This is a genomic window from Flavobacterium sp. CHNK8 (genome assembly GCF_019774515.1).
Lineage (GTDB): Bacteria > Bacteroidota > Bacteroidia > Flavobacteriales > Flavobacteriaceae > Flavobacterium > Flavobacterium tiangeerense.
In genome coordinates this window covers 1985063-1997634 of record NZ_CP081492.1, presented here as the reverse complement: position 1 = coordinate 1997634, position 12572 = coordinate 1985063, and the positions used below count along the sequence as shown (strand labels likewise).

Genomic DNA, 12572 nt, shown 5'->3' with positions numbered 1-12572 from the left:
AGTAAATCTTTTGTAACTTTACACCCTTAAATACTATAATTTTTTTTAGATGAAGCGTGTTGTTGTAGGACTTTCAGGTGGTGTAGATTCAAGCGTTGCAGCTTATTTGTTGCAACAAGAAGGATATGAAGTTATAGGATTGTTTATGAAAAATTGGCACGATGATTCAGTGACGATTTCTAATGAATGTCCTTGGTTAGAAGATAGTAACGATGCTCTTCTTGTTGCTGAAAAATTAGGTATTCCTTTTCAAACAGTTGATTTAAGCGAACAATATCAAGAGAAAATTGTGGATTACATGTTCAATGAATATGAAAAAGGTAGAACTCCAAATCCCGATGTGCTTTGTAATAGAGAGATAAAGTTTGATGTTTTTATGAAAATTGCATTGAGCTTGGGAGCTGATTTTGTTGCTACAGGACATTACTGTCAAAAAAGTGAAACTGAAATTGAAGGTAAAACAGTATATCAACTAGTTGCTGGTGCTGATGTTAATAAGGATCAATCTTATTTTTTATGTCAATTATCTCAAGAACAATTATCAAAATCATTGTTTCCAATAGGCGCATTGACCAAACCTCAAGTTCGTGAAATAGCAGCTCAAATGGAACTTGTAACAGCCGAAAAGAAAGATTCTCAAGGTCTTTGTTTTATTGGTAAAGTGAGGCTTCCTGAATTTTTACAGCAAAAACTTCAGCCTAAAGAAGGAGCCATTATTCAAATTGATAAAGATCATCCTATATATCAGCAAGAAGACAAATCAGGATTAACGGTAGAAGATTCACTCCGTATTGAAGCTACAAAAATTGCTTATACGCCAGAGATGGGGAAATTCATGGGTAATCATAAAGGAGCTCATTATTTTACTATCGGTCAGCGTAAAGGTTTAAATGTAGGGGGTACAAAAGACCCATTGTTTATTATTGCAACGGATGTAATTACAAACACCGTATATACTGGACTTACAAGCCATCATCCAGGTTTATTTAAAAAAGCATTAAAAATAATCAATGACGAAGTGCACTGGGTACGAGAAGATTTGGCTCTAGCCAATGGTGAAACTTTAGAAGTAATGGCACGTATACGATACCGTCAGCCATTACAAAAAGCAACATTACATCAATTTGAAAATGAAATGTTTATTTCCTTTGAAGAATCACAATCAGCAATTACTGAAGGGCAATTTGCAGCTTGGTATTTAGGAGAAGAATTAGTAGGCTCTGGTGCGATTTCTTGATTTTTTTAGAATTTCTTTGTACACATAATATATCAATTTTAAATTTTATACATTTAATAATACAGCGCACTATGAAAAAAAAATACTTCATCTTATTATTTATATGTACCTCTTTACTTCATGCACAACAGGATGCTTGGGTGTATTTAAAAGACAAACCTAGTGCACCAACTTTTTTTAATGCACCATCAAAAATGCTTTCGCAAAGGTCATTAGACCGACGAAGTACTCAGAAAATTGACTTAGATGCAAAAGATGTTCCAATAGAAAGTACCTATCTTAATCAAATAAAAAGCAAGAGCGGAGTTTCTGTTATGGCTACTTCAAAATGGCTCAATGCAATACATGTTAGGGGAACACAAACAGATCTCAATGCACTGAAAGCATTACCATTTGTTGAAAAACTTGATTTTGCAAATAAAGCGTTGAACCAATCAGCCAAAAGTATTGCGGTTAAAAAGGAAAAAAATGTTTCAAAAACAGCAAAGACGAAGATAGAGTATGCTTATGGCACATCATCTAATCAAATTCAAATGCTAAACGGGCACTTATTACACCAACAGAACTATACTGGTTCAGGTAAGATAATTGCGGTTATGGATTCTGGTTTTCCGGGAGTTAATTCAGCCCAACCATTTAAGCGATTAAGAGATAATAATCAAATTTTAGGAGGTTATAATTATGTTTTAAGAAATCCAGATTTTTACACGGGAACTTCTCATGGAACATCGGTACTTTCTACAATGGGAGGTTTTAAGGAAAGCCAGCTTGTAGGTACAGCACCAGATTCGTCTTATTATTTGTTTATCACTGAAAATGATACATCTGAAAATCCAGTAGAAGAATCACTTTGGGTTGAAGCTGCCGAAAAAGCGGACAGTTTAGGTGTAGATATCATCAATACTTCTTTGGGTTATTTTGATTTTGACAATACATCTTACAATCATACGTACAGTGAAATGGACGGAAAAACAGCATTTATGTCCCGTGGAGCTGAGATTGCTTTTTCAAGAGGAATGATTGTAGTTAGCTCTGCAGGTAATTCTGGTGCGTCTTCCAATCCAAATATAGCAGTTCCTGCAGATGCAGTTTCTGTTTTAGCTATTGGAGCCGTAAATGCAAACGAAATTAGAACTTCGTTCAGTTCAATAGGTCCTTCTTTTGATAATAGAATAAAACCAGACGTTATGGCTCAAGGTCAGTCAGCCATTATTTCAGATCCTTTGGGAAATATAGTAACAGCTAATGGAACTTCTTTTTCAAGTCCAATATTGACAGGTTTAGTAGCTTGTTTGTGGCAGGCCTTACCTAATAAAACAAATAAAGAAATTAGAGAAATAATAATCAAGTCGTCAGATAGATTTGCGGCTCCAAACAATCTATACGGATATGGAGTTCCAGATTTTAATGCTGCTTTCTCAGATCAGTTAGATTTAAATGAAATAGCAGTTAATGAAGTAGTTATTTATCCTAATCCCACTGCCGATCTACTATCTTTAATTTTGCCAAAAAATGGTACATCTGGAATAATACAATTTTTTAATACTGCAGGACAAAAAGTTTTTGAAAAAAAAATGGAGAATAACGACTCATCAATTTCAATTAAAGAACTCCAAACCGGATTGTATTTATACAAGTTCCAATCTCAGGATTTCATTAAAACTGGAAAAATTTACAAACAATAGTTATAGTTAGACTAATGAATAAAATTACGACACTTTTTAATATTAAGTATCCAATAATTCAAGGTGGAATGATATGGAATAGCGGTTACAAACTTGCAAGTGCGGTAAGTAATGCCGGTGGATTAGGGTTAATTGGAGCAGGATCTATGTATCCAGAGGTATTACGGGAACACATTCAAAAATGTAAAAAAGCAACATCAAACCCATTTGGAGTTAATGTGCCTCTTTTGTATCCCAACATTGAGGAAATAATGAAAATTATTGTAGAGGAAGAGGTGAAAATTGTATTTACTTCAGCTGGAAATCCCAAAACTTGGACTTCTTATCTAAAGCAAAACGGAATAACGGTTGTTCATGTTGTAAGCAGCTCTATTTTTGCGTTAAAATCACAAGAAGCAGGAGTAGATGCTGTAGTTGCTGAAGGTTTTGAAGCAGGAGGTCATAATGGAAGGGAAGAAACCACGACACTCACATTAATACCGATGGTTAAGGAAAAAATTCAAATACCATTGATTGCCGCAGGAGGGATTGCTACTGGCCGAGGAATGCTTGCCGCAATGACATTGGGTGCTGATGGGGTTCAAATGGGGAGTAGGTTTGTAGCTTCTGTAGAGTCTTCGGCACATATTGATTTTAAAAATACAGTTGTAGAAGTTAAAGAAGGGGATACCCAACTTACATTCAAAGAGCTTGCGCCTGTTCGATTAATCAAAAATAAATTTTATCAAGACGTTCAGGATTTATATGCAACTTGTCCTACTAAGGATGAATTGATACAATTACTTGGAAGAGCAAGAGCTAAACGTGGTATGTTTGAGGGTGACCTAGTTGATGGTGAATTGGAGATAGGTCAAATTGCAGGTATAATTCATAATGTAGCACCTGTAAGTGTAATCATGAATGATATTTTAGTACAGTTTGAGGAGGCCAAAAATGAAATGTCAAAAATTAATTTTTAAGAGATGAGAGTGAGCATTAAATTTTTAATTATACTGTTTTTTATAATAACGGGACCAGTTTTATACAGCCAAAATTATAAATTCAAAACTTCGTCCTTAAGTGTTTCTACAAAAAATGAAAAAGGCAAATGGGGGGAGTGGTCCGCGCCAAAAAATGTGAATCTAATTGTTACATTAGATACTAAGAAAAATAGAATAGTTGTTTATTCTCAAATTATCCAATTATTTGAAATCGTCGAGTATTATGATACTGATGAAAATGATATTGATAAAGTAGATACGTTTTATTGTAAAGACAATCAAGGAGAAGAGTGTACTTTGTCTATAATCACTAGAAAAAAACAAGAAAACAGAAAACAACTTTACATTAATTATGAGGATAGGATAATTGTCTATAATCTTATTTAATCCAAAAAGGTTGGTTTTATATGTCTTTAATATAAGAGTCGTATTCAAGATAAAATAACTCTAACGCATTCATTTTTTCATAATAAAAATCAAATATTTCATCCCAGTAGCTTCTATTACTCACACTCACGTGTAGTTTTTCAACCCAAATGCGACTAATAGTTTTCCCACTCTCTAAAGTATAGTCTTGCTCATATACTAGGGATGATATGTACTCTTCTTTTAATATGTTTTTTAAGGAAACAAGTTTTTCAAAATAGGCAATTCTTTTTTCGGTACTTCTATGTTCAATATCAATAAGTACTTGAGCTTTTTTATTGTCTACAAAAAACTTAAATGAAAAGTCTTTAATTTTTGTGTCATAGAGCAACCATTTTCTAGGGTATTTTTCAGCAAATGCTATCCAAAATTCTCGTTTTAATCTCTGGTTTTCCTCTTTGCTATACATGTGTAAGTATTTTGTTTGTGGTAAAATTTGCTATACTCTATTATCTAAACTACATTTAGATTTTATTTCAATTTGCAAAAATAGACATTGATTATGGATTTTCAAGAATTTTTAGAGATTGTTCCAGAAATAATAAATTCCCATTTACCAGCTTTTGACGCACACATAAAAATGGCTCCTCTTGAAAGAATAGAAAGCCTTAAAAAGGTAGATGTTTCAAATGAAATTCATAGGTTAGCTTCGGTTTTAATGCTTTTGTATCCCAAAAATGGAAAAGTCCACTTAGTTCTTATTGTTAGGAATTCGTATGATGGCGTACATTCAGCTCAAGTTGCATTTCCTGGTGGAAAACATGAAAAAGACGATTTGGATTTTTCATACACCGCATTGCGCGAAACACATGAGGAGATTGGAATTGACCCAAGTAAAATTAAAATCATTAAACCTTTTACAGAATTGTATATTCCACCAAGCAATTTTATGGTATATCCGTTTTTAGGAATTAGTAAAGAACCTCTCGATTTTATTCCTGATCCACTAGAGGTTGCTCAAATAATCGAAATACCCTTGATGCTACTTCTAAACAATGAAATTCTCGTTAACAAAAAGCAAATTACCTCTTATTCAAATGAGATTTTTGTTCCTGGTTTTAATATTAATGAACATATTGTTTGGGGAGCAACAGCAATGATATTAAGTGAACTGAAAGAGGTTTTGATTCAGGTATTACAACCTAATAGTTAATCATAGTTTTATCATTTTTCACATATTTTCCCAATTATTTTTTTTCGTAAGTTTGCATTTATTATAAAATTCAAAAAAATATGGGATTATTCAAAAGAAATCCTTTCGGACATATACTCTTTATCAAAAAATGGTTGATCAGAATTTTTGGAGCTTTTACGCATCGCAGGTATAGAGGCTTTAATGAACTTCAAATCGAAGGATCGGAGATCATCCGAAACCTACCAGATAATAATGTACTGTTTATATCAAATCATCAAACTTATTTTGCTGATGTTGTGGCTATGTTTCATGTATTCAATGCAAGCCTAAGTGGTAGAGAAGATAATATTAAGGATGTAACCTATTTATGGCAACCGAAAATGAACATTTATTATGTTGCTGCTAAGGAAACCATGCGTGCTGGACTTTTACCAAGAATTATGGCTTACGCTGGAGCAATTTCTGTAGAACGTACCTGGCGCCAAAAAGGTGTTGATGTCACAGAAAAAAAAGATATCAATCCAGATGATACCGAGAATATTAAAATCGCTCTCAAAGATGGTTGGGTAATAACATTTCCTCAAGGTACTACAAAATCATTCAAACCAGTACGTAAAGGCACTGCTCACATTATAAAACAACACAAGCCTATAGTGGTACCTATAGTTATTGATGGTTTCCGCCGTTCCTTTGATAAAAAAGGGTTGCGCATGAAAAAGAAAGGCATTCTTCAGTCTTTTATCATCAAAGATCCACTTGATATCAATTATGAAAATGACACCATCGATGAAATTGTAGAAAAAGTAGAATATGCAATTGAGCAACATGCATCGTTTTTAAAAGTAATACCAGCTGAGATCATTCAAGAGCAAGAGGAATTAAACAAAACCCGTAGATGGGAATATTAAATTTTTTTGCTGGGCGTTCCCTTATCTAAAACAACAAGAGTAGCAGTTGATCCTGCTATTCTTGTTGTTTTAGATAAGGTCGGGCTCTTCGCTGCAAGTCCTCGTTCCTTCCTTTTGGTCGTCACTGTGGGCTTTTCGCTGCTATCCCTAACGCGGTTTATGAGTGTAGAAGACGTTTTTGTTAGAGAAGATAATCACTACCTATATATATAAAGGTTTATGATGTTGTTATTGTGGTAAAGGTGCTACCTGTATATAATAGATAAGGATTTTATTATTGAGTAGATATAAACCGTTACACCTTATATATAGAATGGTGTCAAATCCCCATCAATGCTATGATTTCACTGTTTGGCAATCAAAATTCAAATTAGCTGGAAAAAAGTTTAGGTTTTAAGAGTCCTTTAATCAGTGCTTTAGTTTACAAGTTAAGAAAAGATTAAAAAAAGGTTCAAAAAAAGCTTGTAAAAGCGAATAAAGGTTGTAGTTTTGCACCCGCAATGGCGCAGACGTTCTTTAAAATACTGGCAAGAAAAACAAAGTGATTAGAGATTTACTCTTTAAAAAAAACTTTAAAAAAAGCTTGTGAGATTTAAAAACGAAAGTTATCTTTGCACCCCGCAAAACAACGGAAGTTCTTTGAGAGATTGATAAGAGAAAGAGAAGCGAACGAGATAAAAATTATCTCAAAAAAACTTCAAATTTTTCTTGCCAGTTAAAAAAAGAATAACTACTTTTGCACCCGCTTTGAGAAACAAACGAAAGGCGAAAAAATAGTAAGACACGTTCCTAGACATATTGAATTGACAGCCGTTTTGTTCGCAAGAACAGAACAAAAGAATAAGAGTAATAGAATCGGAAGATTTGAAAAAACCACTAGAATTTAGTCGAATAACAATAGTTCGCCACGGCGAACAAACAATATACGATGAAGAGTTTGATCCTGGCTCAGGATGAACGCTAGCGGCAGGCTTAACACATGCAAGTCGAGGGGTATAGGTTTTCGGACCTAGAGACCGGCGCACGGGTGCGTAACGCGTATGCAATCTACCTTTCACAGAGGGATAGCCCAGAGAAATTTGGATTAATACCTCATAGTATAGCAGTTTCGCATGAAACCACTATTAAAGTCACAACGGTGAAAGATGAGCATGCGTCCCATTAGCTAGTTGGTAAGGTAACGGCTTACCAAGGCAACGATGGGTAGGGGTCCTGAGAGGGAGATCCCCCACACTGGTACTGAGACACGGACCAGACTCCTACGGGAGGCAGCAGTGAGGAATATTGGACAATGGGCGCAAGCCTGATCCAGCCATGCCGCGTGCAGGATGACGGTCCTATGGATTGTAAACTGCTTTTGTACAGGAAGAAACACCTCTACGTGTAGAGACTTGACGGTACTGTAAGAATAAGGATCGGCTAACTCCGTGCCAGCAGCCGCGGTAATACGGAGGATCCAAGCGTTATCCGGAATCATTGGGTTTAAAGGGTCCGTAGGCGGTCAGATAAGTCAGTGGTGAAAGCCCATCGCTCAACGGTGGAACGGCCATTGATACTGTCTGACTTGAATTATTAGGAAGTAACTAGAATATGTAGTGTAGCGGTGAAATGCTTAGAGATTACATGGAATACCAATTGCGAAGGCAGGTTACTACTAATGGATTGACGCTGATGGACGAAAGCGTGGGTAGCGAACAGGATTAGATACCCTGGTAGTCCACGCCGTAAACGATGGATACTAGCTGTTGGGAGCAATCTCAGTGGCTAAGCGAAAGTGATAAGTATCCCACCTGGGGAGTACGTTCGCAAGAATGAAACTCAAAGGAATTGACGGGGGCCCGCACAAGCGGTGGAGCATGTGGTTTAATTCGATGATACGCGAGGAACCTTACCAAGGCTTAAATGTAGATTGACCGGTTTGGAAACAGACTTTTCGCAAGACAATTTACAAGGTGCTGCATGGTTGTCGTCAGCTCGTGCCGTGAGGTGTCAGGTTAAGTCCTATAACGAGCGCAACCCCTGTTGTTAGTTGCCAGCGAGTCAAGTCGGGAACTCTAACAAGACTGCCAGTGCAAACTGTGAGGAAGGTGGGGATGACGTCAAATCATCACGGCCCTTACGCCTTGGGCTACACACGTGCTACAATGGCCGGTACAGAGAGCAGCCACTGGGCGACCAGGAGCGAATCTATAAAACCGGTCACAGTTCGGATCGGAGTCTGCAACTCGACTCCGTGAAGCTGGAATCGCTAGTAATCGGATATCAGCCATGATCCGGTGAATACGTTCCCGGGCCTTGTACACACCGCCCGTCAAGCCATGGAAGCTGGGGGTGCCTGAAGTCGGTGACCGCAAGGAGCTGCCTAGGGTAAAACTGGTAACTAGGGCTAAGTCGTAACAAGGTAGCCGTACCGGAAGGTGCGGCTGGAACACCTCCTTTCTAGAGCCTTAGTGTTAGTAGTAATACACGCTAGGGAAAGAAGACGAAAGTTCAAGTTGGAAACAGATACCAACATTTTATTACTCTTGCTGTTAATTTAAAAAAAAAGAATAAAAATTTAAGAATAAGAGTGTCTCGTAGCTCAGCTGGTTAGAGTACTACACTGATAATGTAGGGGTCGACAGTTCGAGTCTGTCCGAGACAACTATTTACTCTTAGAGAAGGAAATTTTAGAAGAAGAGTGAAATCACGTTAAAGTGAGCACGTTATCCAACTGCGAACTGCGACTGATAACTGCCAACTAAAAACGGGGGATTAGCTCAGCTGGCTAGAGCGCCTGCCTTGCACGCAGGAGGTCAACGGTTCGACTCCGTTATTCTCCACAAATTTAGTCGAAAGACTAAAGTCTAAAAGTCAAAAGTAAGACTTTATGACCTTAGACTTTATAACTTTCGAGCTAAATAAAGTTCATTGACATATTGAGATAAGAAATAATAAAAAGTAGAAAGCGTTTTTTACTATTTATAGTAAAAGACAAAAAAAAACGGTCTTAATTAAATTTAAGATTGGTACAATAAGCAAAATAAGGGCGTATGGGGGATGCCTTGGCTCTCAGAGGCGATGAAAGGCGTGATAAGCTGCGAAAAGTTACGGGGAGCAGCACACATGCGTTGATCCGTAAATACCTGAATGGGGCAACCCACTATCTTGAAGAGATAGTACACCGATAGGTGGGCAAACCCGCTGAACTGAAACATCTAAGTAGGCGGAGGAGAAGAAAACAAAAGTGATTCCGTAAGTAGTGGCGAGCGAACGCGGATTAGCCCAAACCAATGTTGTTACGGCAATGTTGGGGTTGTAGGACCACGACATTTTATGTACAAGGAACCGGAAGTTACTGGAAAGTGACACCATAGAGGGTGATAGTCCCGTATGGGTAACGAGTATAATGAATAGTGGTATCCTGAGTAGGGCGGGGCACGTGAAACCCTGTCTGAATTTGGCGGGACCATCCGCTAAGGCTAAATACTCCTGAGAGACCGATAGTGAACCAGTACCGTGAGGGAAAGGTGAAAAGAACCGTGAATAACGGAGTGAAATAGATCCTGAAACCATACGCTTACAAGCGGTCGGAGCCCTTTCGTGGGGTGACGGCGTGCCTTTTGCATAATGAGCCTACGAGTTAACGTTGCTGGCAAGGATAAGTGGTTAAGCCACGGATCCGTAGCGAAAGCGAGTCTGAATAGGGCGCTTTAGTCAGTAGTGTTAGACGCGAAACCGTGTGATCTACCCATGGGCAGGATGAAGCGCTGGTAACACAGTGTGGAGGTCCGAACCGGTTGACGTTGAAAAGTCTTCGGATGACCTGTGGGTAGGGGTGAAAGGCCAATCAAACTCGGAAATAGCTCGTACTCCCCGAAATGCATTTAGGTGCAGCGCACGGCGTAAAGTTATATAGAGGTAGAGCTACTGATTGGATGCGGGGGCTTCACCGCCTACCAATTCCTGACAAACTCCGAATGCTATATAATGTTTCCGTGCAGTGAGGGCTTGGGTGCTAAGGTCCAAGTCCGAGAGGGAAAGAACCCAGACCATCAGCTAAGGTCCCCAAATATACGCTAAGTTGAAAGAACGAGGTTTGTCTGCCCAGACAGCTAGGATGTTGGCTTGGAAGCAGCCATTCATTTAAAGAGTGCGTAACAGCTCACTAGTCGAGCGGACGAGCATGGATAATAATCGGGCATAAGCGTATTACCGAAGCTATGGATTTCATATTAAATTATGGAGTGGTAGGGGAGCATTCTAACAGGGTTGAAGGTGTGTCGTAAGGCATGCTGGACTGGTTAGAAAAGAAAATGTAGGCATAAGTAACGATAATGCGGGCGAGAAACCCGCACACCGAAAGACTAAGGTTTCCACAGCTATGCTAATCAGCTGTGGGTTAGTCGGGACCTAAGGCGAACCCGAAAGGGACAGTCGATGGACAACGGGTTAATATTCCCGTACTAGTTATTACTGTGATGGGGTGACGGAGTGATGAAAGCGCCGCGAACTGACGGAATAGTTCGTTGAAGTACCTACCTATAAGACCCGCAGGCAAATCCACGGGTTTTGGGGAAATACGATAGTACTCGGATACTTCGGTAGAAGAGATAGTGCGCCTAAGGGCTTCCAAGAAAAACCTCTAAACTTCAGGTAATAAGTACCCGTACCGCAAACCGACACAGGTAGTCGAGGAGAGAATCCTAAGGTGCTCGAGAGATTCATGGCTAAGGAATTAGGCAAAATAGACCCGTAACTTCGGGAGAAGGGTCGCCAGCAGCAATGCTGGCCGCAGTGAAGAGGTCCAGGCGACTGTTTATCAAAAACACAGGGCTCTGCAAAATCGTAAGATGAAGTATAGGGCCTGACACCTGCCCGGTGCTGGAAGGTTAAGAGGAGATGTTATCTTCGGAGAAGCATTGAATTGAAGCCCCAGTAAACGGCGGCCGTAACTATAACGGTCCTAAGGTAGCGAAATTCCTTGTCGGGTAAGTTCCGACCTGCACGAATGGTGTAACGATCTGGACACTGTCTCAGCCATGAGCTCGGTGAAATTGTAGTAGCGGTGAAGATGCCGCTTACCCGCAGTGGGACGAAAAGACCCTGTGCACCTTTACTATAGCTTAGTATTGACCTTGGATAAATGATGTGTAGGATAGGTTGGAGACTGTGAAGTGGCGTCGCTAGGCGTTGTGGAGTCATTGTTGAAATACAACCCTTTGTTTATCTGAGGCCTAACCCCGCACAAGCGGGGGACATTGCTTGGTGGGTAGTTTGACTGGGGTGGTCGCCTCCAAAAGAGTAACGGAGGCTTCTAAAGGTTCCCTCAGTACGCTTGGTAACCGTGCGTAGAGTGCAATGGCATAAGGGAGCTTGACTGAGAGACATACAGGTCGATCAGGTACGAAAGTAGAGCATAGTGATCCGGTGGTTCCGCATGGAAGGGCCATCGCTCAAAGGATAAAAGGTACGCCGGGGATAACAGGCTGATCTCCCCCAAGAGCTCATATCGACGGGGGGGTTTGGCACCTCGATGTCGGCTCGTCACATCCTGGGGCTGGAGAAGGTCCCAAGGGTTGGGCTGTTCGCCCATTAAAGTGGCACGCGAGCTGGGTTCAGAACGTCGTGAGACAGTTCGGTCTCTATCTACTGTGGGCGCAAGAAATTTGAGTGGATCTGATTCTAGTACGAGAGGACCGAATTGGACAAACCTCTAGTGTATCTGTTGTCACGCCAGTGGCACCGCAGAGTAGCTACGTTTGGAAGGGATAAGCGCTGAAAGCATATAAGCGCGAAACCCACCACAAGATGAGATTTCTTTTAAGGGTCGTGGGAGATGACCACGTTGATAGGCTATAGATGTAAAGGCAGTAATGTCATAGTCGAGTAGTACTAATAACCCGTAAGCTTATGTACACCCTTTTCCCGAGTCGCAAGGCTCGGGGAGAAACTTTCTAATACACTTTTTATATTCTTTATCTCAGTATGTTAAGATATTATGTAATTGATGTTTATTATACAATGTAAACAACATTACAAAAATTGCCCAAAGCAATTATAACTTCTTAAGGTGGTTATTGCGGCGGGGCTCACCTCTTCCCATCCCGAACAGAGTAGTTAAGCCCGCCTGCGCAGATGGTACTGCAGTTATGTGGGAGAGTATGTCGTCGCCTTTCTTTGAAAAGCCTATCTGTAAAGATAGGCTTTTTTTTAATTTAC

7 protein-coding genes, 2 tRNA genes and 3 rRNA genes are annotated in these 12572 nt (G+C 39.5%); 11 read left to right on the top strand and 1 reads right to left on the bottom strand.

The window, feature by feature from the left end:
- The first annotated feature begins 49 nt into the window (after positions 1–49).
- From mnmA to K5V07_RS15000, 4 genes are all read left to right on the top strand, one after another.
- Positions 50–1237, top strand: a complete 1188-nt coding sequence (gene mnmA, locus K5V07_RS08440; protein ID WP_221917116.1) for a tRNA 2-thiouridine(34) synthase MnmA — start codon at positions 50–52, stop codon at positions 1235–1237.
- 71 nt (positions 1238–1308) lie between these two features.
- Positions 1309–2922, top strand: coding sequence for a S8 family serine peptidase (locus K5V07_RS08435; RefSeq protein WP_221917115.1), 1614 nt, complete (start codon positions 1309–1311; stop codon positions 2920–2922).
- 14 nt (positions 2923–2936) lie between these two features.
- Positions 2937–3881 carry a nitronate monooxygenase family protein gene (locus K5V07_RS08430; RefSeq protein ID WP_221917114.1) on the top strand — a complete coding sequence of 315 codons (945 nt, stop codon included), beginning with the start codon at positions 2937–2939 and terminating at the stop codon, positions 3879–3881.
- 156 nt (positions 3882–4037) lie between these two features.
- On the top strand, positions 4038–4289 hold the full coding sequence (locus K5V07_RS15000; RefSeq protein ID WP_255577860.1) for a hypothetical protein: 252 nt from the start codon (positions 4038–4040) through the stop codon (positions 4287–4289).
- A 16-nt stretch (positions 4290–4305) separates the two neighbouring features.
- Here the strand turns inward: K5V07_RS15000 and K5V07_RS08420 are convergent, their stop codons facing one another.
- A complete protein-coding gene (locus tag K5V07_RS08420; RefSeq protein ID WP_144894244.1) occupies positions 4306–4737 on the bottom strand; it encodes a DUF4268 domain-containing protein in 432 nt (143 codons plus the stop codon).
- A 93-nt stretch (positions 4738–4830) separates the two neighbouring features.
- Between K5V07_RS08420 and K5V07_RS08415 the strand changes: the two genes are divergently transcribed.
- From K5V07_RS08415 to rrf, 7 genes are all read left to right on the top strand, one after another.
- Positions 4831–5481 (top strand): CoA pyrophosphatase, encoded by a 651-nt coding sequence (locus K5V07_RS08415; protein WP_221917112.1) that lies wholly within the window; start codon positions 4831–4833, stop codon positions 5479–5481.
- Positions 5482–5561: 80 nt separating this feature from the next.
- Positions 5562–6371: a 1-acyl-sn-glycerol-3-phosphate acyltransferase gene (locus tag K5V07_RS08410; RefSeq protein WP_221917111.1), complete on the top strand. Its 810-nt coding sequence runs from the start codon at positions 5562–5564 to the stop codon at positions 6369–6371.
- Positions 6372–7296: 925 nt separating this feature from the next.
- A 16S ribosomal RNA gene (locus K5V07_RS08405) occupies positions 7297–8810 on the top strand.
- Positions 8811–8941: 131 nt separating this feature from the next.
- Positions 8942–9015, top strand: a tRNA-Ile gene (locus tag K5V07_RS08400).
- A 104-nt stretch (positions 9016–9119) separates the two neighbouring features.
- A tRNA-Ala gene (locus tag K5V07_RS08395) sits at positions 9120–9193 on the top strand.
- A 189-nt stretch (positions 9194–9382) separates the two neighbouring features.
- Positions 9383–12269 (top strand): 23S ribosomal RNA (locus tag K5V07_RS08390).
- A 150-nt stretch (positions 12270–12419) separates the two neighbouring features.
- A 5S ribosomal RNA gene (rrf, locus tag K5V07_RS08385) occupies positions 12420–12529 on the top strand.
- Together the 16S, 23S and 5S rRNA genes with 2 tRNA genes alongside form the textbook arrangement of a ribosomal RNA operon.
- The last annotated feature ends 43 nt before the right edge of the window (positions 12530–12572 follow it).

Coding starts and splice junctions, on each gene's coding strand:
- K5V07_RS08415 (WP_221917112.1), top strand. CDS start 4,831: ATGGATTTTCAAGAATTTTTAGAGATTGTTCCAGAAATAATAAATTCC.
- K5V07_RS08410 (WP_221917111.1), top strand. CDS start 5,562: ATGGGATTATTCAAAAGAAATCCTTTCGGACATATACTCTTTATCAAA.
- mnmA (WP_221917116.1), top strand. CDS start 50: ATGAAGCGTGTTGTTGTAGGACTTTCAGGTGGTGTAGATTCAAGCGTT.
- K5V07_RS08430 (WP_221917114.1), top strand. CDS start 2,937: ATGAATAAAATTACGACACTTTTTAATATTAAGTATCCAATAATTCAA.
- K5V07_RS08420 (WP_144894244.1), bottom strand. CDS start 4,737: ATGTATAGCAAAGAGGAAAACCAGAGATTAAAACGAGAATTTTGGATA.
- K5V07_RS08435 (WP_221917115.1), top strand. CDS start 1,309: ATGAAAAAAAAATACTTCATCTTATTATTTATATGTACCTCTTTACTT.